This is a genomic window from Salmonella sp. 32100201201700099SM (genome assembly GCF_017572645.1).
Taxonomy (GTDB): domain Bacteria; phylum Pseudomonadota; class Gammaproteobacteria; order Enterobacterales; family Enterobacteriaceae; genus Salmonella; species Salmonella enterica.
In genome coordinates this window covers 394,410-418,056 of sequence record NZ_JAGERQ010000002.1, presented here as the reverse complement: position 1 = coordinate 418,056, position 23,647 = coordinate 394,410, and the positions used below count along the sequence as shown (strand labels likewise).

The following is a 23,647-nucleotide window of genomic DNA, read 5'->3' as shown; positions in this document are numbered from 1 at the left end:
GGTAAGCGACAGCGCCACCGGGCGCAATGGTTACTGGCGGGTCATCATTAGCTTACGCAGGGCGGCAAAATCCGCAGGCAGATGATGTGAAAGCAGCGGCAGATCGGCGCGTTCGGCGAGCGCTTCAGGCAATGCCAGCGTTTCTCCCAGAATGGACTCCACGCTTTCTTTAAACTTCGCCGGATGCGCCGTTCCGAGAAACAAGCCATACTCGCCAGGGTTTAACTGGTCGCGTAATGCCCGATACGCCACCGCCGCATGAGGTTCCGAGATATAACCTTTCGCTTTCAGCTCGCGCATCGTCTGTTGTGTCGTAGAATCATCCACCGCCGCATAGCCCAGCTCAGTCAGACGCCAGATTTTACGGCGGAATAGCTCCTCCACACGCGGCCAGTTATTCGGCTGGCTGACATCCATCGCATTCGACAGGGTCGCCTGCGTCGCTTTTGGCGCCCACTTCCCGTCATGCAGAAAACGCGGCACCGTATTGTTAATGTTGGTGGCGGCGATAAAGCGTTTCACCGGTAGGCCTAACGACTTCGCCAGCAGTCCTGCCGTCAAATCGCCAAAGTTGCCGCTGGGTACGGAGATCACCAGTGGGTTACGCGCCCCCTGCGGCAGTTGCGCCACGGCTTCAAAGTAGTAGCAAATTTGCGCCAACAGGCGGCTGATATTAATCGAATTAGCCGAATTCAGCCCCAGCGCCGTTTTCAGTTCTTCGTCATCAAATGCCTGTTTCACCAGCGCCTGGCAAGCGTCGAAATCGCCGTCGATCGCCACGGTTTCAATGTTGCCGCCCAGCGTACAGAACAGTTTTTCCTGCAACGGACTGATTTTACCGCGCGGGTAGAGAATGACGACCCGCACATTTTCCAGGCCATAGAACGCGTGAGCCACCGCCGCGCCGGTATCGCCTGACGTTGCGGTCAGAATCGTCACCGGTTTGTCGCCGCTGATATGCGTCAGCATTTGCGCCATAAAACGCCCGCCGAAGTCTTTAAAGGCCAGCGTCGGACCATGGAACAGCTCCAGGCAGCCGACATCGCTCTCTATCTGCGCTACCGGCGCCGGGAAAGCAAACGCCGCGCGGACGCGCTCTTCCAGAATTTGCTGCGGTATTTCATCGCCAATAAATGCCGAGAGGATCTTTGCGCTACGGCTGACAAAGTCCTGGTTGAGCATCTCATCAATTTCCGTCAGGCTAAACTCCGGCAGATCGTGCGGAAAAAAAAGTCCCTGCTGTTTGCCCAGTCCTTGCGTGACGGCCTGCGCAAAGCTGACCTGCTCATTATGGTCTTTCAGATTATAGAGTTTCATTGATTATCCCACTACTCGTGCGCCCGCCGTATCCAGCCGGCAAATATGAACGAAGCCTTCCTGATTTTGCAGATAATGTTTGCTCAGCCAGTCCGCGACGCGCTGCGCCGTCTCCGGTTTATCGCATAGCGCAAACAGCGTCGGCCCCGATCCTGAAATCCCGCTCGCCAGCGCGCCGATCTCCGACACCGCCTGCCGCGCCTGGCTAAAGCCCGGCAGTAAACGCGCGCGGTATGGTTCGGCAATAACATCTTTCATCAGCGCGGCGGCAAGCTGCGGCTGCCGCGAGTAACAGGCGTGAATAAAACCGGCCAGATGCCGTCCATGCGCAATGCAATCCTGACGGCGATACTGCGCAGGCAAAATGGCCCGTGCTTCTGCGGTGGAAACTTTAATGCCCGGATAAGCCAGTACCCATAGCCACTCATCAAAGCCCGGCACCTGCTGACTAATAATGCCGTTTTCTTCAATCATCAGCTGCATACCGCCAAGAAAGCACGGCGCGACGTTATCGTAATGGATGCTGCCGGAGATACGGCCTTCCAGCTCGCCCATCAGCGCCAACAGACGCGTGTCGTTTAACGGTTTGCCGCAGTGCTCATTCATCGCGACCAGCGCGGCGACGACGGAACAGGCGCTGGACCCTAACCCGGAACCAATCGGCATATTTTTTTCCAGCGTCATCGCCACCGGGATGGTTTTCCCCAATGCCTGGCAAAAACGTTCCCAGCACTGATAAACAATATTTTCACGCGGCTCCGGCGGCAGTTTATCGGCAAATCGCCCCAGGTTATGCAGACGGAAATGGTCCGCTGCTTCAACGGATACCACATCGCCCAGCAACGTGCCGTCAACGGGTGTGACGGCTGCGCCCAACACGTCGAAACCGACGCTCATGTTCGCGCTGGAAGCCGGGGCATACACTTTCACCATGTTAAACTCCTAACTTCCATGAGAGGGCCCGTAACAGATCGGCAAACACGCCCGCCGCCGTCACATCATTGCCTGCGCCGTAGCCGCGCAGCACCAACGGCAAGGGCTGATAATAGTGGCTGTAGAACGCCAGCGCGTTTTCACCGTTTTTCACTTTGAAGAGCGGATCGTTACCATCAACTTCGGCAATCTTCACGCGGCACACGCCATCCTCTTCGATATTGCCCACATAGCGCAATACCTTACCTTCATCACGAGCTTTCGCCACACGGGCGGCAAACGCGTCGTCAAGCTGCGGCAGATGCGCCATAAAGGCGGTCACATCGCCGGAGGCGTCAAACTCGTCCGGCAACACCGGTTCAATCACGATATCGGAAAGCTCCAGCTCGCGACCCGTCTCGCGGGCGAGGATCAACAGTTTACGCGCCACATCCATACCGGAAAGATCGTCGCGCGGATCGGGTTCGGTATAGCCCATCTCGCGCGCCAGAGCGGTCGCCTGTGAGAGACTCATCCCCTCTTCCAGTTTACCGAAAATAAAAGAGAGCGACCCGGAAAGAATGCCGGAAAATTTTTGCAGTTCATCACCCGCATTCAGCAGGTTTTGCAGGTTTTCGATTACCGGCAAACCGGCGCCGACGTTGGTGTCATACAAGAATTTGCGCCGTGATTGCGCGGCGGCGAAACGTAGCTGATGGTAGTAGTCCATCGACGAGGTGTTCGCTTTCTTGTTCGGCGTCACCACATGGAATCCTTCACGCAGGAAGTCGGCATACTGGTCGGCCACCGCCTGACTGGAGGTACAATCAACAATCACCGGATTGAGTAGATGATATTCTTTCACCAGGCGAATTAAGCGTCCCAGATTGAACGGCGCGTTCGCTTGCGCCAGTTCCGCCTGCCAGTTGTCCAGATTCAGGCCATGCACATTGGTTAGCAACGCCTTTGAGTTCGCCACGCCGCACACACGTAGATCGATGTGCTTGTTCTTCAACCAGGTTTGCTGACGTTTAAGCTGTTCCAGTAGCGCGCCGCCGACGCCGCCGACGCCAATGACAAATACTTCAATCACCTGATCGGTATTGAACAGCATCTGGTGCGTTACCCGCACGCCGGTGGTGGCATCGTCGTTATTCACCACCACAGAAATGGAACGCTCAGAAGATCCCTGAGCGATCGCCACGATATTGATATTGGCCCGCGCCAGCGCGGCGAAGAATTTCGCTGAAATGCCGCGTAGCGTGCGCATACCGTCGCCGACAACAGAGATAATCGCCAACCGCTCAGTAACCGCCAGCGGCTCCAGCAGCCCCTCTTTCAGCTCCAGATAGAACTCATCCTGCATCGCACGGCGGGCACGCGCGCAGTCACTCTGCGGCACACAGAAGCTGATGCTGTACTCAGAGGAGGACTGGGTAATGAGCACCACCGAGATCCCGGCGCGAGACATGGCGGCGAAAACACGCGCCGCCATCCCAATCATCCCTTTCATTCCCGGGCCGGAGACGCTAAACATCGCCATGTTGTTAAGGTTAGAGATCCCTTTAACCGGCAGATTATCATCGTCGCTGGACGCGCCGATCAGCGTTCCTGGCGCCTGCGGATTGCCGGTATTTTTAATCAGACAGGGGATCTGGAACTGGGCGATAGGCGTTATGGTGCGAGGGTGAAGGACTTTGGCGCCGAAGTAAGAGAGCTCCATCGCTTCCTGGTAGGACATCGATTTCAACAGCCTGGCGTCCGGCACCTGGCGCGGGTCACAGGTATACACGCCATCGACGTCAGTCCAGATTTCACAGCAGTCAGCGCGTAAACAGGCGGCCAGCACGGCGGCGGAATAGTCGGAACCATTACGGCCCAGCACCACCAGTTCTCCCTTTTCATTACCGGCAGTAAAGCCCGCCATCAGGATCATGTGATCGGCCGGGATCTGGCTGGCGGCGATACGGCGAGTCGATTCCGCGATATCGACGGTAGACTCAAGGTAATGGCCCACCGCCAGCAGTTTTTCTACCGGATCGATCACCGTGACGCGATGCCCACGCGCCTCCAGAAGTCCCGCCATAATCGCGATCGACATTTTTTCGCCACGGCAAATCAGCGCGGCGTTGATGCTGTCCGGGCACTGACCCAGCAGGCTGATACCATGCAAAACATGTTTGATCTGAGCGAATTCTTGTTCGACAACCATTTTCAACCGTGCAAGCGGGAATCCCGGCTGCGCGCTGGCAAGTCCTGCGAGCAGGTCAGAAAAAATACGTTCGGCATCGCTGATATTCGGCAAAGCATCCTGACCGCCGATAGTTTTTTCAATCATCGCCACCAGATGGTTGGTAATTTTCGCGGGGGCGGAAAGTACGGTCGCTACCTGCCCTTGCCTGGCATTGCTTTCCAGAATATCGGCAACACGCAGAAAACGTTCTGCATTTGCCACTGATGTACCGCCGAACTTCAACACTCGCATGGTTGTTACCTCGTGATCTCTGGTCGAAAAAAAAGCCCGCACTGTTCAGGTGCGGGCTTTTTTCTGTGTTTCCTGTACGCGTCAGCCCGCACCGTTACCTGTGGTAATGGTGATGGTGGTAATGGTGGTGGTGCTGATGCGGTTCATGGATGTTGTGTACTCTGTCATTTTTATTTGTCTGTCTTGTATTCCTATATTGGTTAAAGTATCTGCCCGCCTAAGTCAATAAATTTTTAAATTGATCACATTCCGAAATTTGTTCATGTGCTGCTGGCGATATATTTATTTTCAACCAATTCCCTCTGTTATGATCTCTTGAAACCAGACGTAATCTCTTATTATTTTAAAAATTACAGCACGTTATTTTGTTAGTTTTTTTTCAATATCATGAACCAAACGGTGCAACATTACCGTATCTCGCTGTCCCAGCAGGCCGATTCGCTGTTGTAGCCAGTCGGTTAATTTGTGGTCATCGGCCGCCTCCAGAGTCGTTAACAGACGTAAAAGGCGCGCGCGTAACGCCTGTAACTGCGATTCATCAGCAATATCAACGGATTCAGTGGCCTGTTGCATTAAACCTGCTAATTGATAGCAATACACCATGACTGCCTGTCCCAGATTGAGCGAAGGGTAATCCGCCGCCATCGGCACGCCGGTCAATACATCCGCCAGCGCCAGCTCGTCATTGGTCAGACCGGAATCCTCACGGCCAAAAACCAGCGCGGCATGACGCATCCAGCGTGATTTTTCCTGTAATAAGGGAACCAGTTCAGCGGGCGAAGCGTAGTAATGAAATTTTGCCCGGCTGCGGGCTGTCGTCGCTACGGTAAAATCCACATCGTGGAGCGCGTCGGCAAGGGTGTGGAAAACCTCAATATTATCAATAATATCTCCAGATCCATGTGCGACCCAACGGGTGGCGGGCTCCAGGTGCGCCTGGCTGTCGACAATACGCAGGTCAGTAAATCCCATGGTCTTCATAGCCCGGGCGGCTGCGCCGATATTTTCCGCTCTGGCGGGAGCGACAAGAACGATTGTTACACGCATTTCATTACTCTTTTTGACTAATTTACAGGAAATTAGCTGGCGTTTGTAAGCATATTACGCTTCGCAAATTTACAAAATTTTAACGGATATCACTGAAAAAGCATTTTTGATTTCGTAAAAGACGCTACACTATTGCGTATCTGTACTATTGCTGTTTATGTTAACAGAACATCGTTATCCTGCTGTTTATTTAGGATAATTTAATTTAAAATAGATCCTGTTCTTTGGATTCATCACATTTATTAGTTGGCTTACGTAACTAGTTGGAATATTGCAAATTTGTGATGAAAGCTAGCATTTAGCTACGATGATTTCATCAAACTGTTAACGTGCTACAATTGAACTTGATATATGTCAACGAAGCGTAGTTTTATTAGGTGTCCGGTACGTCTTAGCCTGTTATGTTGCTGTTAAAATGGTTAGGATGACAGCCGTTTTTGACACTGTCGGGTCCAGAGGGAAAGTACCCACGACCAAGCTAATGATGTTGTTGACGTTGATGGAAAGTGCATCAAGAACGCAATTACGTACTTTAGTCATGTTACGCCGATCATGTTAATTTGCGACATGCATCAGGCAGGTCAGGGACTTTTGTACTTCCTGTTTCGATTTAGTTGGCAATTTAGGTAGCAAACATGCAGACCCCGCACATTCTTATCGTTGAAGACGAGTTGGTAACACGCAACACGTTGAAAAGTATTTTCGAAGCGGAAGGCTATGATGTATTCGAAGCGACAGATGGCGCGGAAATGCATCAGATCCTCTCTGAGTATGACATCAACCTGGTGATCATGGATATCAATCTGCCAGGGAAAAACGGTCTCCTGTTAGCGCGTGAACTGCGTGAACAGGCTAACGTTGCGCTGATGTTCCTGACGGGCCGCGATAACGAAGTCGACAAAATTCTCGGCCTCGAAATCGGCGCGGATGATTACATCACCAAACCGTTTAACCCACGCGAATTGACCATCCGTGCCCGCAACCTGCTGTCCCGTACCATGAACCTGGGTACCGTCAGCGAAGAGCGTCGTAGCGTTGAAAGCTACAAGTTCAACGGTTGGGAACTGGATATCAACAGTCGTTCACTGATCGGCCCGGACGGCGAGCAGTATAAACTACCGCGCAGCGAGTTCCGCGCGATGCTGCACTTCTGCGAAAACCCTGGCAAAATTCAGTCGCGCGCAGAGCTGTTGAAGAAAATGACCGGCCGCGAGCTGAAGCCGCATGACCGTACTGTTGACGTTACCATTCGTCGTATTCGTAAGCATTTCGAATCCACGCCGGATACGCCGGAAATCATCGCCACCATTCACGGCGAAGGTTATCGCTTCTGCGGCGACCTGCAGGATTAATTCGGCCCAGGCGCCAAACCGTAAAAACAGCCGGTAAGTTATTCTTACTGGCTGTTTCTTATGTCCCCCTTCCGCTAAGCGGCCTCGCTTTCCCTCCTGACCTGCCGTTATGACGTACTCTTTTACATAAAAATTGTCGTATAGCGCTGTTTATCTCAGCTTGCGAAAGTTAAGGTAGTTTGTGTATTTACATTAAAGAGTAATACACGGGATTTGTTAGTCCCCAAAAAATAAGGGGATGCTCACAGGACGTGAGGTTTCAAAGGATGAAAAAATCACCATTATGCTGCTACCTGTTTTGTGCAGCGATGTCAGCTTCATCAGCCGCGCTGGCTGCTACCGCGCCGGTCTCCGCAGGCGTTATTCATTTCAAAGGCCAGATTGTCGAATATGGTTGTAATCTTGCGCCTCACGATCGCAATATCGAGGTATCATGTTTGCGGAATAATATCCCCCATTTGCAGACAGTCGCCACACCGTCTGGAAACGCTATTTCGTTGATGAATGGAATCGCCACGGTACGACACGTGTCGTTAAAAGATCATCCGGAGATTCAAAGTTTGATCGTCCAGTACCGCTAACCGCTTATGGCTCCCGCCGGGAGGAGTTCCGGCAGGCGGCGATTGCGCTCAGTAAAACGCCGCCCGCCTGCATTTTGTACTTTTCTCTCATTCGTATCCTCCAACAGCGATGTTCATCGCTTCGCTATCCTGTACGCTCTACGCGCTCGTTAAGCACGGTACCTATGATAGCTGTCATAAAATGATTGCAAATAAAATCATCACATTTACTATGGTTAACCTTACAAACAGCGTTGTCGCTCATGCATTGATAAGGTGAATACATTGACTTAAATATTCTTGTTGGCTATTTTAATTTACTTAATTATAATTTTAAGTGAATATTAAATTTATGTTTACCTTTTAATAGTCAACCACTTTATCAGCCATAATAATGGGGAAGATATGAAGCAGTTAAACGGCGGGAATGTGTATCGTCCCACAGGGAAAGAAAAAAACCTGCAAGCCATTTTAAATATTCATCGGCACGTTATTCAAAACATCTCCCCTGTCACTATTACGGCCGGTAAAACACTGGATATCAAGATTGATAATCGATCCCACATCCTGTTAATCACTAAAGGCGCTATTAAAGTATGTCGGCGTATCGACAGCATTGTAATGGGCTGCGGTGTCTCACCAATGATTTTAGGCCTTGTAGATGCCTATGCTGACTTATACCAGTTAGAAGAGAATTCAGACGTCTTTTTTATCGCCGAAACCACCTGTGAATATTATCCTGTCCCAGTAAAAGATTTTGTGGAAATAGCCGATGAAAAGCATCTCTGGCGTGACATTTCGAACATCCTGATGTACCGCATTGCTTTCATGACTAACCGTGACAGAAACCTTATCGGGCAGGACGCCTATAGCCAGATAAAAGCGCTGTTACTTGAACTGTGGTCGTATCCTGAAAGCTCACGATTTGAGATCAACGCACAGAACTTCATACAGCAGAGAACCGGGCTTTCACGCAGCCGTATCATGCAGGTACTTTCAGAACTAAAAGCGGGGGACTATATAAAAATACTGCATGGAAGACTGTTAGAGCTTCGAAACCTGCCGGTTTCATTTTAAACGGACAAGCGTCGTATATTCTTAAAAATAAAGCAATATAGAGTTAAATAAATCCTCCAGGAAATAATAACTATTATCAAAAAAGAGATCTTGCTCTATAAATCCAGTCATCAACCATACTTCTTTAGTGGTATTTTATTAAACTTTGTTACCGGGTCCGAAACTGGACTGCCGTTCAATATTGCATCAGAATTTTTATTGAGTTCATAGTTGATATACGTAGAATAGCCGCCTGCTTATCTACAGAACAGAAAGAAGCGCATACAGAGTAAAATATAATATTTTATATAGCTATCTTTATTTTTCAGCGAATAGAATCAGGCAGCAATTAATATGTTTAATAAGAAAATTATCATCCTGGCAATGTTAACTTCCGTAGCATCCGCACCGGTATTTGCCCAGAACACGATTACGTTCAATGGCAAAATTTACGATCAGGCGTGTACGGTTCAGGTTAATGGCTCCACGGATACCACCATTGATTTAGGTAATTACAGCAAAGAACGCATCGCGGAAAAAGGCGCCACCACCGATTACGTGCCGTTTACCGTAAGCCTGGTTAGCTGCCCGGAAGCAGGGACTGGCGTACCAACCCAGGCCATGTTCCGCTTCCACGGCGCAACAGATGATTCCAACCCAACGTACTTCAAAAACGCGGACGAAGGATCGGAAACGGGCGCCGCGGGTGTCGGTATTTCTATTCAGAACGCTTCACATAGCGATGTGACAGATAACACGGATGATGCTGCAGTAAACCTGCCAACCGACGGATCGACAGCAGCCTTTACCTATTACGCCGCCATGGCAAACGATGGTTCCGCAACCGTAACCGGTGGAGATGTTAGCACTCAGGTTACGTATACCGTTTCGTATCAGTAAGGCATTCTCATCCTGATGTGGACAGGCAGGATGCCAGTCCATAGCGTAAAACATCTTTACAGAGTAAAAAATGAAACACATAAAGAAATCCGTGTTGGTCGTATTACTGACAAGCCATGTTGCCCATGCCAGCATTGTTGTTGGCGGAACCCGACTGGTTTTCGACGGCAATAATGATGAGTCGTCAATCAATGTAGAGAATAAAGACAGCAAAGCGAATCTTGTTCAGTCATGGTTATCGGTTGTCGATCCCCAGGTCACAAATAAGCAGGCGTTTATTATCACCCCGCCTCTTTTTCGCCTTGATGCCGGGCAAAAGAACAGTATTCGGGTTATTCGCTCTGGCGCCCCCCTACCTGCAGATCGGGAGTCTATGTACTGGCTCAATATTAAGGGTATTCCTTCTATTGATGATAATGCCTCCGCGAACCGCGTGGAAATCTCCATTAATACCCAAATAAAGCTTATATATCGACCGCCAGCATTAACAAAATCAACGCCTGATAGCCAGAGCCAACAATTAAAATGGCAGACGGCAGGTGATGTTATTACCGTAAATAACCCCACTCCCTATTATATGAACTTTGCCAGTGTGACGCTTAACAGCCATGAAGTGAAATCAGCGACCTTCGTTCCGCCAAAATCATCAGCGTCATTTAAATTGGGTTCTACTGCCGCCCCTCATGGCACGGTAACGTGGCGATTAATCAGCGATTATGGGATGAGTTTAGAGCCGCATTCCGGTTCATTCTAGCCATTAACGACTTCACTTTACTTTTACCCTTTCAGGACTTTTACTGTGCAATTCTCCAGAGTAGAGCCCCGTTCTCAATTAGCGTTATCGTTTCTCTTTATATGCTGTTCCATAAAACCAGCGTTAGCGCATGATCATTTTAATCCATTATCGTTGGAAAATGATGAACCGGGCGTGGAGAATGTCGATCTATCGGTTTTCGAAAAGGGGGGGCAGGCAGAAGGCACCTATAATGTTGATATTTATATTAATAACACCAGTGTTGAAACAAAAAATATTGCCTTTAAAAATAAAAAATCAGCAGATAATAAGCTCTCCCTACAGCCGTGTCTTAGCGTTGAACAACTCAAGCAGTGGGGCGTAAAAACAGAAAACTTCCCCGAGCTTAAAAATGACCCAAACGGGTGTACCGATCTTAGTCTGCTGGCTGGCGCTGTAGCAAAGTTTAATGTCATCGGTAACCGGCTGGATTTAGCGATCCCTCAAATTGCGTTGATCGCCGACCCGCGAGAATTCGTCCCTACCAGCGAATGGGATGAAGGCATTAATGCTTTTTTGCTGAACTACAGTTTTACCGGATCGCAGGATCACGATATTGATGAAAACCGGACGGAAAATAGCGAATACGCTAACCTGCGCCCTGGTATTAACATTGGCGCATGGCGTTTTCGCAACTACTCAACCTGGAATCATGATAGCGATGGGCAAAATAGCTGGGATTCTGCCTACACCTATGTTTCTCGCGATATCGAATTTTTAAAAGGACAGCTGATCGCCGGGGAAAATAACACGCCCGCGGACGTCTTTGACAGTATTTCATTTAAGGGCGTACAGATCTCTTCTGATGACGATATGTTGCCGGACAGTATGAAAGGGTTCGCCCCGGTCATTCGCGGGGTGGCCAAAAGCAGCGCGCAGGTAACCGTTGAACAAAACGGTTATACCATCTACAAAACTAACGTTCCGGCGGGTCCATTCGCCATTAATGATCTTTATCCAACCGGCGGTTCGGGCGACCTGTACGTCACCATCAAAGAATCCGATGGTTCTGAACAGCATTTCATTGTGCCCTACGCCAGCGTTCCGGTCTTACAGCGTGAAGGCCACCTGAAATACGACCTGACGGTAGGCCGCACGCGTTCATCAGATACGCATTCCGCACAACAAAATTTCGCAGAACTGACGGCCTTATACGGATTAGCAGGCGGCATAACCTCCTATGGCGGAATAGAGAGTACGCTGAGCAATGATGTTTATCATGCGGCGCTCATCGGGACAGGTTTAAACCTTGGCGATCTGGGCGCATTGTCTTTAGACGTCACCAACTCATGGTCAAAAATTAAAGCAGGCGATGTGGTTAGCGATACGCTTACCGGACAGTCCTAGCGTATTCGTTACAGCAAAGATATTCAGTCAACAGGCACCAATTTCACTGTCGCCGGTTACCGTTATTCGACCAAAGATTACTACGCTCTTGAGGATGTGCTGGATACCTATAGCGATAATAGTCACTATGATCATGTACGTAATCGCACCGACCTGTCGTTGTCGCAAGACATTATCTACGGTTCCATTTCACTCACTTTATATAATGAAGATTACTGGAATGACACTCATACCACATCATTAGGTATTGGCTATAACAACACATGGCATAACGTAAGCTATGGCATTAACTATTCTTATACGCTGAACGCCGATAATTCTCAGGATGAAGACGACGATACGGAAGACAGTAATGACCAGCAAATTTCAATCAATATTAGTATTCCGTTAGATGCCTTTATGCCGTCAACGTATGCCACCTACAATATGAACTCCGCGAAAGACGGCGATACCACGCATACTGTCGGTTTAAACGGCACTGCGCTGGCACAGAAAAATCTCTCATGGAGCGTTCAGGAAGGTTATTCCTCTCAAGAGAAAGCCACCAGCGGTAATGTGAGCGCAACCTATAACGGGACGTATGCGGATATTAACGGCGGGTATAGCTACGATAATCATATTCGTCGCCTGAATTATGGCGTTCAGGGCGGCGTACTGCTACATCGAAATGGCCTGACACTATCCCAGCCAATGGACGACGCCATCATATTGGTTAAAGCCCCTGGCGCAGCGGGTGTCCCCGTGAATAACGAAACGGGCGTGGACACCGATTTTCGGGGTTATGCCGTCGTACCTTATGCTTCGCCTTACCATCGTAATGAAGTGTCTTTAGATACGACAGGTATTAGAAAAAATATTGAGCTCATTGATACCAGTAAAACGCTGGTGCCTACCCGTGGCGCGGTGGTCAGGGCTGAATATAAAACCAATATTGGCTACAAGGCATTGATGGTATTAACCCGCATAAACAATCTGCCTGTTCCTTTTGGCGCGACCGTCTCGTCTTTAACAAAACCAGACAATCACAGCAGTTTTGTTGGTGATGCGGGGCAAGCCTGGTTAACCGGACTGGAAAAACAAGGGCGGTTATTAGTGAAGTGGGGGCCAACAGCAGCAGACCGGTGTCAGGTCTCTTATCGTATACCGAGCTCCCCCTCCGCTTCTGGCGTAGAAATCTTACACGAGCAATGCCAGTGATTCTGGTGGGATAAAAGATGAATATGAACAGATTTGCTGCATTAGCCGCCCTGTTAACGTTCACGGGTCTGGCATTATGGTCGCCCTCGATCAGCGCGGCATACAATACCGCAGATGCCGTAGACATTAACGTTACGGGATTAATTTATGCCGATCCGTGTACCGTGACGGTCCCCGACACGATCTCTCTTGGACAATATGCCCGGGCGGATATCGCCGTGGCCGGTGGCAATACCGCCACCATTCCTTTCACCATAAAAATGACGAATTGCCCGGCAACGACCACAAAAGCCGCGATTTCATTTAATGGCGTACCTTATCCCGATCCGAATTATGCTTCTGCGATTTATGCAAACAGCGCGGCCAATCCGGCGCAGGATTTAGGATTACAGCTTTTTAACCTGGACGGCAAAAGTCTGGTCAATCTGGCCAACAATGTCACTTACACGGTGGATATCAACAGTAATACCCATGAAGCCAATTTGCCTGTCGCCGCAAGGATGTATACCCCGTATGGAAAAGTCACGGCAGGGGATTTCACGTCCGTTGTGACGATCACTATCGCATGGCAATAACATCTTTCTATTTCACCTGATATAAAAGCAGGAATTTTTCATGAGAAGGTTATATCTGGCGCTTATTCTGCTGTTCGCGTATTCCAGTCATGGTTACGCCTCTTGTCGGCGTTCCGGTAATGAAGGCGCGATCACTATCACCCCGCCGTCGCAGCTTGTGGTGGATAGCCACGCCTATACCGCAGGCGAAGTGTTGTGGCAATCGGGCTGGGTTTCCACCTCCGAAGTCACAATGGATGGCTGTAGTCGCGATTATAAGGTCGGTTTTTTATATGAACCCGGTAGCGCGCAGTCAAATACATCAGCGACAATCAATGCGAATGACGGGAACAACACGCCGGTATTTAGCACAGGGATTTCCGGCGTGGACATTGCGATTAAAACCCAAACGAATGCTGGCCCTTACGATAATGTTATGCCAATCGATAATACCTACCATAATGGCGATGGCAATAAAACACACCATGCGATGGCTCCCGCCTACAATGTTGAACTGGTCGCCTTAGGCGGTCCGATCACCTCCGATACCGCGACATTCCAAAGCCCACTGGCGCGCGTATCTTTCCGCGATAGCGCAACGGAAGACTCCGGCGGCGATATCCTGACCCATCTGTATTTGGGGAATACGCAATTGATTATGAAAGCGATGGGATGTCGGGTAGAAACACCTGCCATCACCGTGGATTTAGGCAGCGTCAATTTAGGCAGTTTCGCTAACAGTCAAACCGCGGGCACAGGCGAGCAGGATATCTTATTGACCTGCGAACAAGGCACCGCTATTTCCGCATCGTTAAGCGCCCAACCGGCCAGCGGAAATAATCCTGATAATTCAGTCATCCAGTTGAGCAATGCAAGCGCGCCAACCAGCGCAACCGGCGTTGGCGTACAGTTGGGTATTCAGGCGCCGGACGCCGGTTTCTTTACCGACAGTTTGCCAATCAATCAAAAAATTGATCTCTTTACTCACACGATTACCACCAATGCCGATGGCAGCCAGACGGTTAACGGCGGAACCATGAATATGTCGACCACCCTGAAAATTAGCGCGCGCTACTATAAAACCGCCGCCACGGTAACGGCCGGGCAAGCGAATGCCACGGCAACATTAAACCTGACCTATAACTAACGGCATCACATTTTCTGGCGCTGCGCGGGAAAATGTTAACGCGCGCGCCCGTTAGATTTATTTCCACAAACGTAATTCGTCATCTTTTACTGGCGGTAATGACTTACGTTGCTGACAAGAGAGCGAATACCAGTCCAGATGGCGCGTCAGGAACATCACGCCGCCAAGCGCCAGTAGCAGAACGCCGGTACCCAGAAGCAACGAGCTATCTTCCGAACGCAGCAATCCCCACATCACGCCATCCAGCGCCAATAACGCTAACGTAAACAGCACGCTATTGCGCCATCCTTTCAGCACCGCCTGCAAATAAACGCTATTCATCAACGCGCCCACCAGGCTGGCGGCGATCCAGGCTGGCGTGAAACCGATATGTTCCGACAGTGCCAGCAACAGCAGGTAGAACATCACCAGCGATAACCCCACCAGCAGATACTGCATCAGGTGTAACCGCTGTCCCGTCAGGGTTTCGAAGACAAAGAAAGCCATAAACGTTAGCGTAATCAACAAAATGGCATATTTCGTCGCTCTGTCCGTCAGTTGATACTGATCGGCTGGCGTCGATACAGCGACGCTAAACGCCGGTAAGTTGTCCCAATCCACCTTTTGCGCATCAGCAAACTGTTCGCCGAGATTCGTGGCAAACTGGTTGGTTTGCCACTGGGCCTGAAATCCTGAACCGCTGATTTCGCGTTTACCGGGAAGAAAATCCCCCACAAAATTCGGATGCGGCCAGTTACTGGTCAGGGTCATTTCACTGCTACGCCCGACGGGAACCAGTGAAAAGCTGCCGGTTCCGCTTAAATTTAACGACATCGCCAACGTCAGGTTACGCGTCGCCCACTGACTGTCCGGCAGCGGGATATGAATGCACTCTCTACTTTCCAGTAAGCCGGTCCCCGGTTCTACAGTGAGCATTTCACCATTCACCTGCGGCGCTTTTACTGCGCTGATACCGCGCGCATCGCCGACGCCCACGACGATAAAGGGCTTTCCAAGGGTAATGTTCGGTCTGTTCAGCTCATGCAGACGGGCCACATCAAACTCCGCCTTTATCGCCATATCGGTATGCCACACCTGCCCCTGATAAATACCTATTTTTCGCGCTTCAACGTTTTGATTGCCTTCGACCAATAGCGACTCCGGCAGCCAAAAATAGAGATAGCTGCGCTTATACTGGACCTCTTTCTCCTCTTCCAGCACGGTATAGAGCTCTGTCACCGGAACCGCCACCAGCGGGCCGACAACCTTTTGCGGGCCGCTGGTACTCTGACGAATAGCGGCTTCTACATGGCTTCGATAATCAGCACGCTCCACGATGGTGTGCCGTACCATCATCAGGGGAATTAACAGCAGGATCATGGCGCCGCCTAACGTAATCATTTTCCACAACAGGGGGGATTTCAACATAGCGTTCTCCTTTGCAATGCCAGCAGTGTAAGAACGCGATGTGGGGAGAATTTGAAGTTATGTGAAGTGACGGTGAAGTGTCAACGAGGCCAGCACGCCGCCTTCGGGACGGTTGCACAACGTCACCTCACCGTTGAGGAGCCGCGCCGCCTCGCTGACAAACGCCAGCCCAAGCCCGCTGCTTTTACGCCCGTTTTCACGGGGCAACGAATAGAATCGGTCGAAAATGCGCGGCAGCGCAAAATCAGGAATACCACAGCCGGAATCCGTCACCTGCAGGATCGCTTTCTCTCCCATCGGCTGAGCGCTTAATGTGATAACGCCATTTTCAGGCGTAAAGTCGATGGCATTGTCCAACACATTGCCCAGCGCCTGCGCCAGAAGCTCCGCGTCGGCGACGACAACCAGCGAGGAAGGCCGTAGAGTAAGGGTGATATTTTTTGCCGCCAACTGAATACTGCGTGCCTCGCTAAGCTGCGTAAATAGCTCATCAACAGCAACCGGCGCGAGAGGGATATCCTGCCGGTTTTCCAGCCGCGCCTGGCGCAGCAGGGTTTCTACCAGCGCCTGCATTCGCGTATTTTGCGCCAGTATATTCTCTGTAAAGCGGGTAACCACATCCGCGGGCGGTCCTTCACGCAGAATCTCCGCCGCGCCGCGTATCGCCGCCAGTGGACTTTTCAGCTCATGAGTCAACGCATACACGTACTGCTCAATCTCATTCTTGCCTTCCAGCTTAATGCGCATACTCTCCAGCGCCTGCGCCAGTTTACGCAGCTCGCTGCTGCCTAATGCAGGTAACGCAAGCGGGCGGTTTTCGGTGACGGAATCCGCATAGCGCGTCAACCGGGCGATGGAGCGGTTAATCCACCAGACCATCCCCGCGCCAATCGCCAGCGCAATCCCCAGTAAAACGGCGCTGGCCCACAGAATGCGCCGTTCGCTGCACTTAATCACCGGCGCCATTGCCGCATTCGGTTTACCGACAGACAGGACACCGATAATCCGTCCATCGCTGATTATCGGCGCGGCTACGTACATCACCGTGCTATTGGGATCGGCAGCATCTTTTGCCGTGCTGCGGGCGCCATACTGTCCGCGCAGCGTAAGCCAGACGTCATTCCAGCGAGAATAATCCTGCCCCACCGCTCTGTTTTCCGAATCAAACAACACCTTCCCCTGCGCATCCGTCATGTAGACATGGTATTCATTACGCACTTTGACGATCCCGCTGATATTGGCGCGAAACGGGCGATGTTGCAGCTGGGCGAATGCCTTCGCCAACTGGCCGTCAGTCGGGTTGCCGGAAAGGAGATCGTCGCGGGCCAGCGCCGCCAGCAGCGTCGCGGTGTCAATCAGCGTCCCTTCCGTCGCGCGGCGGACGCCGGGCTTTACCTCCTGCACGAAGATAGACAGCACAAACACGGCGGCGACGGCGACAATAAGAAAGTAGCCCAGCAGCAAACGCATTCCGATGCGCATCAGACGCTCCTCAGGCTGTATCCCATTCCACGATGCGTGTTAATTGGCGAGAGATCCTGGTTGATCGCGCGTAGCTTAGCGCGCAGGGTTTTGATGTGTGTATCGACCGTCCGATCGAAGGTCTCCTGGGCATCAGACCAGACAATATCCATCAATTGCTGGCGCGAGTACACGCGCTCCGGCGACAGCAGCAGGGTTTTAAGGAGCAGAAACTCATAACGCGTCAGCGAGAGCGGCGTACCAAACCAGGCGATCTGCGCCGCCGGTTCATTGAGTTCAAAATGTCCGGTACGCACCACCGGCGACGGCGCAGCAAACTTTTTCACCCGGCGCAGCAGCGTGCGCACGCGGGCGCTCACTTCGCGCGGCGAGAACGGCTTGGCGACATAATCATCTGCGCCGATCTCCAGACCAAGCAATCGATCCACTTCATCGCTACGGGCAGTCAGGAAAAGAATCGGCAGCGCAGGATGGCGTTCCAGCAACTGCCGACACAGCTCAAAGCCGCTGATATCCGGTAGTCCCACATCGAGAATCACCGCATCTGGCCGTTGCTGACGCGCTTTTTCCAGCGCGGGCAGCCCGCGAGCGAATAGCTCAACGGTAAACCCTTCCAGTTGCAGGGTGTAGATGAGCGTATCGGCGATTCCCTGTTCATCCTCGACTAACCAGACCTGCGGTTGCTGCATACGCTTTCCCTGTTATTGTCGCCACGGCATGACCGGCACCGCGCTGATGGCGTTCTTCGGCGACCCGTCGACCACTTTGTCGGAGTAGGCCAGATACGCCAGCGTGTTGCGTTTCTCATCATAGAAACGTACGACCTGTAATGACTTAAATATCAATGAGGTGCGTTTTTTGAAAACCACCTCTCCCTGCGCCTTGCCGTTCTTAATTTTGTCGCTCAGTTCAATAGGCCCGACCTGCTGACAAGAGATAGCGGCGTCAGACGTATCTTCCGCCAGCCCCAATCCGCCTTTTATGCCGCCCGTTTTCGCCCGGCTAACATAGCACGTCACGTTTTTGACATCAGGATCGTCAAAAGCTTCCACCACGATTTTATGGTCAGGGCCGAACATTTTAAATACCGTATCGACTGAACCAATTTGTTCCGCGCGGGCGCTCTGCCCCAGCAGCAACAAAATTGAGAAAAGTACTAAGCTCTTGTATTTCATATTGTTACCATTCATAAAAGTTACGTTGCGTAATTATTAGACATTCTAAAATAAAATGGTTATAGATCACAGGATTAGAATAATTACCTGTCACGTTGCCTAAAAAAAGCATTTAAGCTCAAAAAAAACACTGAATGCTAAAAGAACAAAAAATGCTATTATCCTCTTACCTGATATCGGGCGCTCGTTGTTGAAAGGATGGGGATATTTTATGGATCAGGCTGGCATAATTCGCGACCTGTTAATCTGGCTGGAAGGTCATCTGGATCAGCCGCTGTCACTTGACAATGTGGCGGCAAAAGCAGGCTATTCCAAGTGGCACCTACAGAGAATGTTTAAGGACGTGACGGGCCACGCTATTGGCGCTTATATCCGCGCCCGTCGTTTATCGAAATCAGCAGTGGCGCTGCGTTTAACCGCGCGTCCAATTCTGGATATTGCTCTTCAGTACCGCTTCGATTCTCAGCAAACCTTTACGCGCGCCTTTAAGAAACAGTTTTCCCAGACGCCAGCGTTGTATCGTCGCTCCCCGGAATGGAGCGCCTTTGGCATTCGCCCGCCATTACGGCTGGGCGAGTTTACCGTGCCGGAACATCAGTTCGTTACGCTGGAAGATACGCCGCTGCTTGGCGTCACGCAGAGCTATTCCTGCTCGCTGGAACAGATTTCCGACTTCCGCCACGAAATGCGCGTGCAATTCTGGCATGATTTCCTCGGTCATTCGCCAACTATTCCACCAGTGCTTTATGGGCTTAATGAAACGCGCCCCAGCATGGAGAAAGACGATGAGCAGGAAGTATTCTATACCACCGCACTGCCGCAAGAGCAGGCTGATGGCTATGTTCAGTCGGCGCATCCCGTGCTGTTGCAGGGCGGTGAATACGTCATGTTCACCTATGAAGGGTTAGGAACCGGCGTGCAGGATTTTATCCTGACCGTTTACGGCACCTGTATGCCAATGCTGAATCTGACCCGTCGTAAAGGGCAGGATATAGAGCGATACTACCCGTCAGAAGATACCAAAACCGGCGATCGCCCTATCAACCTGCGCTGCGAATTTCTGATCCCGATTCGCCGTTAACGCTGTAGCTCATCCAATGCAGGGGCGTCCAGATGCGAAACGTCCCCTGCGGTTTCTACCACCCAGCCAGACGCCAGCCACTGACTTTCCTGGTAATCGATACGGGAAATAGAGCAGTTGCGCAAACGTAACCGGCGTTCCGCCCAGGCGGGTAGTCCCAGGATAGTACTGACCAGACAGCCCAACGCGATACCGTGACTGACTAATAAAGGTCGGCTGCCCTGCGGTAGCTCCAGACAGGACGCCAGCGCGGCATGAACGCGATCGCTCAACTCCTGCATCGATTCCCCACCAAGAATGCGGCCATCCTGCGTGCCGTTGACCAGCTGACGACGCCAGCCCTCTTCTTCTTCCGTCAGCGAATCGATCTGGCGCTTTTCCAGCACGCCCATATCCAGCTCGCGCAGGCGGGAGTCAAAGGTAATATCACACCCGCACGCCTGGGCGATAATCTCCGCCGTGCGTTTTGTGCGGCCTAAATCGCTGCTGATGATATGGGTGATGCCGAGGCTGCGGGCGCGTTCTCCTACCTGCATGGCCTGCTGCTCTCCTTTTGCCGTCAGGGGACTGTCCGATTGGCCCTGAATACGTCGCTCGGCGTTCCACTGCGTTTCACCGTGGCGAACAAGGTATACCTGTAACATGTTTTTTTTCCGTTATACTGCGATAAATTTTTAAAACTGAGCTTAATTATGCACCAGGTTATCTCTGCGACCACCAATCCTGCCAAAATTCAGGCAATTCTACAGGCATTTGAAGAGATTTTCGGCGAAGGATCGTGCCATATTACACCCGTCGCCGTCGAGAGCGGCGTACCGGAGCAGCCCTTCGGAAGCGAGGAAACGCGTGCTGGCGCACGAAATCGCGTGGGTAATGCGCGACGCCTGCATCCACAAGCTGATTTCTGGGTAGCCATTGAAGCCGGAATTGACGATGACGCCACCTTCAGTTGGGTGGTGATTGATAACGGCGTTCAGCGCGGTGAAGCGCGATCGGCCACGCTGCCGCTGCCCGCCGTCATTCTCGACAGAGTCCGCCAGGGGGAAGCGCTTGGCCCAGTGATGTCGCAGTACACAGGTATTGACGAGATTGGTCGCAAAGAGGGCGCCATTGGCGTATTTACCGCCGGAAAATTAACGCGCTCCAGCGTTTACTACCAGGCGGTGATCCTGGCGCTCAGCCCGTTTCATAACGCGGTGTATCGATAATTATTTGCGCTATGTTGTAGGCCTGATAAGCACAGCGCCATCAGGCATTTCGCGGCGATGTTGCCGGATGGCCGCTTCGTCTTATCCGGCCTACGAGCAAATCAGGCGCTTTTCAGCAGTATCTGCTCAAGCCAATGACGCAGTTCAACCGGCGCGGATTTCAGGCTGTTTGACCCGCGTGTGATGGTAGCGATGCCCGCCCCCAGCTCGGTTTTCAACTCGCGCTGGCTCATTTCGCCACGCAGCAACTCCTCAATAATGCGCACGCGCGTTCCCAGCGCTTCACGCTCGTCCGGCGTAAGCATCAGTTGTAATAAAGGCAGATGCAGATCCTCTGCATATGCCTGACGGAGTAACTCCACAAAACGAAGCCACTCCTGATTACGTTGTTCGGCGATAGCCGATGAATAAGGGGAATGCTGGGTCATGTTATACCGCCGTTTGTACTGTTACACGAGTACAAATGATAACATAACCCGTCTGCATTAATACCGTCGCTGCCACTCAGAGTCGCTCATTAAGGCCTCTTTCTGTCCCATAAAGTGGCGATAGTAAGCGTCATAGGCCAGAACGTTTTTCACGTAGCCGCGCGTTTCCGAAAAGGGAATGCTTTCGACAAACGCTACGGCATCGATACGCCCGGCGCTATTGCCAAGCCAGGTGCGCACGCGTCCCGGCCCGGCGTTATACGCCGCCGATGCAAAAATGCGGTTATTACCAAACTGCTGATAGACATACTGCAAATAGCTGGTGCCAATGTTGATGTTGGTCTCCGGCTCCAGCAGTTGGCCGGGGCCGCGGTAGTCCGGAATCGAAAACATTTTCACCGTATGGGTGGCCGTTCCCGGCATAATCTGCATTAAACCGCTGGCCCCTACCGGTGATTTTACTTTCGGGTTCCAGGCGCTCTCCTGGCGGGCAATCGCCATGGCATAGCTTTGTGAGATATCTTTTCCGCGGGTATAGCGGGTAAAAAGATCGTTATACGCCAGCGGGAAACGCTCCTCCAGATGATCCCACAGTTTTCCGGCGATCGTCGCCTGTACGCTCAGATCCCACCAGTGCTGGTTAAACGCATAGCGCGCCAGCTGCGCCTGTTCAGATTTACTACGGCTTTTTACCAGATTCGCCCATTCGCTGCGCGCCGTGTTATCCAGGTTCCAGTACATCAGCTCCCGTACACGCGCCATCTCCGGCCCCTGCGTCAACGCGCTGTTTACGTTGGCGGGCGCTTTATCGATTTTAAGCGTGTACTCTTCGCCTAAACGCTGCGCCGCGACCATCGGATAAAAACCGCGCTTCTGCATTAAAGCATGAAGGATCTCTTTCGCTTCGGCGTCACGACCGCGCTCCAGCAATAAATCCGCCTGCCAGTAACGCCACTCGTCTTTCTCTTTCGCCTCCATTGGCAGGCGGGCAAGCCAGGTATTGAGACCGCGACGATCGCCCATCCCCAGCGCCATACGCACGCGCCGCTCGATAAGCGACGTCGATTGCGAGCGCATAATCGCGTCATCGCGCCATTTCGCCTGCGCATCGGTCACATCGTTGCCCATCAGTCGCCAGGCAACGATATCGCGCAGCGCCTGCGTTTGTTCCTCATTAAGTTTCTGCGCCTGTACCAGCGAGGGGATCATCAGACGCGCATTTTCCGCGTCCTGGCGGGCGACGCTGGCAAACGCGACTTCCGCCATCTGGCGGGTAAAATCGGTGGCGCCGGTGGTGCGTGCAAAGGTCAACACGTTATTAGGGTCATTAGCGAGGGTAATGATCGCTGAGGCGATCGTTTGATATTCCGCCGGCATCTGTCCGGCCAGCACCGTAACCAGCCCCGTATTTCCGGCTTTCATCGCCAGCCGAATACGTTCCAGATACGCCAGCGGGTCTTGCTTGCCGGAGGTCCGCCAGACGCTGAACAGTTTATCGCAGGCATTCGGCTGACTTTTGCCGGTCAGCCAAAGGTCTTTCGCGCCCTGCCAGGCCGCTTCCGTTTGCCCGGTACTCCATTTCGCGTAGTAATAGTTACATTGCGCTTCCGTGGCGCCGGGTTTCTCCGGGCTAAACGCCAGCAAGCCGCGCCAGTCTTCACGACGCGCCAGCTCATTGACGAAGCGCGATTGCAGCGTACGCGCAGGCGGAAGCGTAGGATTGGCGCGCACAAACTGCGTGACGGCAATCGCCGGTTGGTTCATCAAATCGTCGGTGATCTTACGGTATTCCAGATACGGGTAGAGCGGATAATCTTTCAGACCCGGCATCATCTGCTCTACCACATCCATCTGGCGGTTGTCCCAGGCCTGCTTAATCTGCGCATAGCGGTTACGCTGCTCTTCCAGTGAGTCGGCCCGCGCGAGGTGACAAAAGGTCAACAGGCATACGCTGGCGGCGACGAGACGCCAGACAAATGGTTTGGCTCTATCCACAAGCACTTCCTCAATTGTTATCCAATGCAGCATCATGCCGCGTAATGAATTTATGCTAACCAGTCATAGCCATTTGCGCCACGTTACGGACACTTTTTTACTTTTATTGCGAGTGCGATCTGCTGGCTGGGCTTAGGCAGGGAAAAAGGCTACACTTCGCCTTTGAAATCTATTCACCATCACGATAAACATAGAGGCGAAGTC

Annotated in this window: 22 protein-coding genes, 1 pseudogene and 1 other annotated feature; of the genes and pseudogenes, 10 read left to right on the top strand and 13 right to left on the bottom strand. The window is 51.7% G+C overall.

Annotated elements, in window-relative coordinates; all coding sequences use genetic code 11:
• Nucleotides 1-30 precede the first annotated feature (30 nt).
• The 6 genes from thrC to yjjY form a co-directional block, all read right to left on the bottom strand.
• Nucleotides 31-1,317 carry a threonine synthase gene (gene thrC / locus J4685_RS05380; protein ID WP_000781098.1) on the bottom strand — a complete coding sequence of 429 codons (1,287 nt, stop codon included), beginning with the start codon at nt 1,315-1,317 and terminating at the stop codon, nt 31-33.
• Nucleotides 1,318-1,320: 3 nt separating this feature from the next.
• Entirely contained in the window at nt 1,321-2,250 is a 930-nt protein-coding gene (gene thrB, locus J4685_RS05375) for a homoserine kinase (RefSeq protein WP_000241685.1), read from the bottom strand.
• Between the two features lies 1 nt (nt 2,251).
• On the bottom strand, nt 2,252-4,714 hold the full coding sequence (gene thrA / locus J4685_RS05370; RefSeq protein ID WP_001264676.1) for a bifunctional aspartate kinase/homoserine dehydrogenase I: 2,463 nt from the start codon (nt 4,712-4,714) through the stop codon (nt 2,252-2,254).
• A gap of 25 nt (nt 4,715-4,739) precedes the next feature.
• Nucleotides 4,740-4,860: a sequence feature (Thr leader region), on the bottom strand.
• On the bottom strand, nt 4,796-4,861 hold the full coding sequence (thrL, locus tag J4685_RS05365; RefSeq protein WP_001575544.1) for a thr operon leader peptide: 66 nt from the start codon (nt 4,859-4,861) through the stop codon (nt 4,796-4,798). Its footprint overlaps the feature before it by 65 nt.
• A gap of 213 nt (nt 4,862-5,074) precedes the next feature.
• Entirely contained in the window at nt 5,075-5,761 is a 687-nt protein-coding gene (locus J4685_RS05360) for a tRNA/rRNA methyltransferase (protein ID WP_001266767.1), read from the bottom strand.
• Between the two features lie 399 nt (nt 5,762-6,160).
• A complete protein-coding gene (yjjY, locus tag J4685_RS05355) occupies nt 6,161-6,301 on the bottom strand; it encodes a protein YjjY (RefSeq protein ID WP_001541509.1) in 141 nt (46 codons plus the stop codon).
• A 95-nt stretch (nt 6,302-6,396) separates the two neighbouring features.
• Here yjjY and arcA point away from each other — a divergent pair, with 95 nt between their 5' ends.
• From arcA to sthE, 8 genes and pseudogenes are all read left to right on the top strand, one after another.
• Nucleotides 6,397-7,113, top strand: a complete 717-nt coding sequence (gene arcA, locus J4685_RS05350) for a two-component system response regulator ArcA (protein ID WP_001194359.1) — start codon at nt 6,397-6,399, stop codon at nt 7,111-7,113.
• 266 nt (nt 7,114-7,379) lie between these two features.
• Nucleotides 7,380-7,694 carry a hypothetical protein gene (locus tag J4685_RS05345; protein WP_000749515.1) on the top strand — a complete coding sequence of 105 codons (315 nt, stop codon included), beginning with the start codon at nt 7,380-7,382 and terminating at the stop codon, nt 7,692-7,694.
• 384 nt (nt 7,695-8,078) lie between these two features.
• On the top strand, nt 8,079-8,750 hold the full coding sequence (locus J4685_RS05340) for a winged helix-turn-helix transcriptional regulator (protein WP_000811638.1): 672 nt from the start codon (nt 8,079-8,081) through the stop codon (nt 8,748-8,750).
• A gap of 333 nt (nt 8,751-9,083) precedes the next feature.
• On the top strand, nt 9,084-9,629 hold the full coding sequence (locus J4685_RS05335) for a fimbrial protein (RefSeq protein ID WP_000482244.1): 546 nt from the start codon (nt 9,084-9,086) through the stop codon (nt 9,627-9,629).
• 70 nt (nt 9,630-9,699) lie between these two features.
• Complete coding sequence (gene sthA / locus J4685_RS05330) at nt 9,700-10,383, top strand: fimbrial biogenesis chaperone SthA (protein WP_000680528.1); 684 nt, start codon at nt 9,700-9,702, stop codon at nt 10,381-10,383.
• 45 nt (nt 10,384-10,428) lie between these two features.
• A pseudogene (locus J4685_RS05325) lies at nt 10,429-12,966 on the top strand (fimbrial outer membrane usher protein).
• 17 nt (nt 12,967-12,983) lie between these two features.
• The gene (locus J4685_RS05320; protein ID WP_001056980.1) at nt 12,984-13,541 is read left to right on the top strand and encodes a fimbrial protein; all 558 of its coding nucleotides are present in this window, start codon (nt 12,984-12,986) and stop codon (nt 13,539-13,541) included.
• Nucleotides 13,542-13,581: 40 nt separating this feature from the next.
• On the top strand, nt 13,582-14,667 hold the full coding sequence (gene sthE, locus J4685_RS05315; RefSeq protein ID WP_001253778.1) for a fimbrial major subunit SthE: 1,086 nt from the start codon (nt 13,582-13,584) through the stop codon (nt 14,665-14,667).
• A gap of 57 nt (nt 14,668-14,724) precedes the next feature.
• Here sthE and creD read toward each other — a convergent pair whose 3' ends face one another.
• The 4 genes from creD to creA are packed head-to-tail and all read right to left on the bottom strand — an operon-like array spanning nt 14,725 to nt 18,731.
• Nucleotides 14,725-16,074 (bottom strand): cell envelope integrity protein CreD, encoded by a 1,350-nt coding sequence (creD, locus tag J4685_RS05310; protein ID WP_000920379.1) that lies wholly within the window; start codon nt 16,072-16,074, stop codon nt 14,725-14,727.
• A gap of 57 nt (nt 16,075-16,131) precedes the next feature.
• Nucleotides 16,132-17,556, bottom strand: a complete 1,425-nt coding sequence (creC, locus tag J4685_RS05305; protein ID WP_001219547.1) for a two-component system sensor histidine kinase CreC — start codon at nt 17,554-17,556, stop codon at nt 16,132-16,134.
• Nucleotides 17,556-18,245, bottom strand: a complete 690-nt coding sequence (gene creB, locus J4685_RS05300; RefSeq protein WP_001187048.1) for a two-component system response regulator CreB — start codon at nt 18,243-18,245, stop codon at nt 17,556-17,558. Before creB ends, creC begins: the two co-directional genes overlap by 1 nt.
• Before the next feature lie 12 nt (nt 18,246-18,257).
• Nucleotides 18,258-18,731 (bottom strand): protein CreA, encoded by a 474-nt coding sequence (gene creA, locus J4685_RS05295; protein ID WP_000875811.1) that lies wholly within the window; start codon nt 18,729-18,731, stop codon nt 18,258-18,260.
• 211 nt (nt 18,732-18,942) lie between these two features.
• Between creA and robA the strand changes: the two genes are divergently transcribed.
• On the top strand, nt 18,943-19,812 hold the full coding sequence (robA, locus tag J4685_RS05290; protein ID WP_000371679.1) for an MDR efflux pump AcrAB transcriptional activator RobA: 870 nt from the start codon (nt 18,943-18,945) through the stop codon (nt 19,810-19,812).
• Here robA and gpmB read toward each other — a convergent pair.
• A complete protein-coding gene (gene gpmB / locus J4685_RS05285) occupies nt 19,809-20,456 on the bottom strand; it encodes a 2,3-diphosphoglycerate-dependent phosphoglycerate mutase GpmB (protein WP_000942361.1) in 648 nt (215 codons plus the stop codon). The genes robA and gpmB overlap by 4 nt on opposite strands.
• A 48-nt stretch (nt 20,457-20,504) precedes the next feature.
• On the opposite strand from gpmB, the gene yjjX reads away from it, so the two are divergent.
• Nucleotides 20,505-21,020 carry an inosine/xanthosine triphosphatase gene (gene yjjX, locus J4685_RS05280; protein WP_000554315.1) on the top strand — a complete coding sequence of 172 codons (516 nt, stop codon included), beginning with the start codon at nt 20,505-20,507 and terminating at the stop codon, nt 21,018-21,020.
• A gap of 101 nt (nt 21,021-21,121) precedes the next feature.
• Here the strand turns inward: yjjX and trpR are convergent, their stop codons facing one another.
• Entirely contained in the window at nt 21,122-21,448 is a 327-nt protein-coding gene (gene trpR / locus J4685_RS05275; protein WP_000192005.1) for a trp operon repressor, read from the bottom strand.
• A 57-nt stretch (nt 21,449-21,505) separates the two neighbouring features.
• Complete coding sequence (gene sltY, locus J4685_RS05270) at nt 21,506-23,476, bottom strand: murein transglycosylase (RefSeq protein ID WP_217456927.1); 1,971 nt, start codon at nt 23,474-23,476, stop codon at nt 21,506-21,508.
• Nucleotides 23,477-23,647: the final 171 nt, after the last annotated feature.

What these genes read in the sequence shown, in the direction of transcription:
- arcA (WP_001194359.1), top strand. Translation starts at nt 6,397, where the DNA reads ATGCAGACCCCGCACATTCTTATCGTTGAAGACGAGTTGGTAACACGC.
- J4685_RS05340 (WP_000811638.1), top strand. Translation starts at nt 8,079, where the DNA reads ATGAAGCAGTTAAACGGCGGGAATGTGTATCGTCCCACAGGGAAAGAA.
- thrA (WP_001264676.1), bottom strand. Translation starts at nt 4,714, where the DNA reads ATGCGAGTGTTGAAGTTCGGCGGTACATCAGTGGCAAATGCAGAACGT.
- sltY (WP_217456927.1), bottom strand. Translation starts at nt 23,476, where the DNA reads ATGCTGCATTGGATAACAATTGAGGAAGTGCTTGTGGATAGAGCCAAA.
- trpR (WP_000192005.1), bottom strand. Translation starts at nt 21,448, where the DNA reads ATGACCCAGCATTCCCCTTATTCATCGGCTATCGCCGAACAACGTAAT.
- gpmB (WP_000942361.1), bottom strand. Translation starts at nt 20,456, where the DNA reads ATGTTACAGGTATACCTTGTTCGCCACGGTGAAACGCAGTGGAACGCC.
- thrC (WP_000781098.1), bottom strand. Translation starts at nt 1,317, where the DNA reads ATGAAACTCTATAATCTGAAAGACCATAATGAGCAGGTCAGCTTTGCG.
- yjjY (WP_001541509.1), bottom strand. Translation starts at nt 6,301, where the DNA reads ATGACTAAAGTACGTAATTGCGTTCTTGATGCACTTTCCATCAACGTC.
- J4685_RS05345 (WP_000749515.1), top strand. Translation starts at nt 7,380, where the DNA reads ATGAAAAAATCACCATTATGCTGCTACCTGTTTTGTGCAGCGATGTCA.
- sthA (WP_000680528.1), top strand. Translation starts at nt 9,700, where the DNA reads ATGAAACACATAAAGAAATCCGTGTTGGTCGTATTACTGACAAGCCAT.
- sthE (WP_001253778.1), top strand. Translation starts at nt 13,582, where the DNA reads ATGAGAAGGTTATATCTGGCGCTTATTCTGCTGTTCGCGTATTCCAGT.
- creB (WP_001187048.1), bottom strand. Translation starts at nt 18,245, where the DNA reads ATGCAGCAACCGCAGGTCTGGTTAGTCGAGGATGAACAGGGAATCGCC.
- thrB (WP_000241685.1), bottom strand. Translation starts at nt 2,250, where the DNA reads ATGGTGAAAGTGTATGCCCCGGCTTCCAGCGCGAACATGAGCGTCGGT.
- creC (WP_001219547.1), bottom strand. Translation starts at nt 17,556, where the DNA reads ATGCGCATCGGAATGCGTTTGCTGCTGGGCTACTTTCTTATTGTCGCC.
- creD (WP_000920379.1), bottom strand. Translation starts at nt 16,074, where the DNA reads ATGTTGAAATCCCCCCTGTTGTGGAAAATGATTACGTTAGGCGGCGCC.
- J4685_RS05360 (WP_001266767.1), bottom strand. Translation starts at nt 5,761, where the DNA reads ATGCGTGTAACAATCGTTCTTGTCGCTCCCGCCAGAGCGGAAAATATC.
- yjjX (WP_000554315.1), top strand. Translation starts at nt 20,505, where the DNA reads ATGCACCAGGTTATCTCTGCGACCACCAATCCTGCCAAAATTCAGGCA.
- J4685_RS05320 (WP_001056980.1), top strand. Translation starts at nt 12,984, where the DNA reads ATGAATATGAACAGATTTGCTGCATTAGCCGCCCTGTTAACGTTCACG.
- creA (WP_000875811.1), bottom strand. Translation starts at nt 18,731, where the DNA reads ATGAAATACAAGAGCTTAGTACTTTTCTCAATTTTGTTGCTGCTGGGG.
- J4685_RS05335 (WP_000482244.1), top strand. Translation starts at nt 9,084, where the DNA reads ATGTTTAATAAGAAAATTATCATCCTGGCAATGTTAACTTCCGTAGCA.
- robA (WP_000371679.1), top strand. Translation starts at nt 18,943, where the DNA reads ATGGATCAGGCTGGCATAATTCGCGACCTGTTAATCTGGCTGGAAGGT.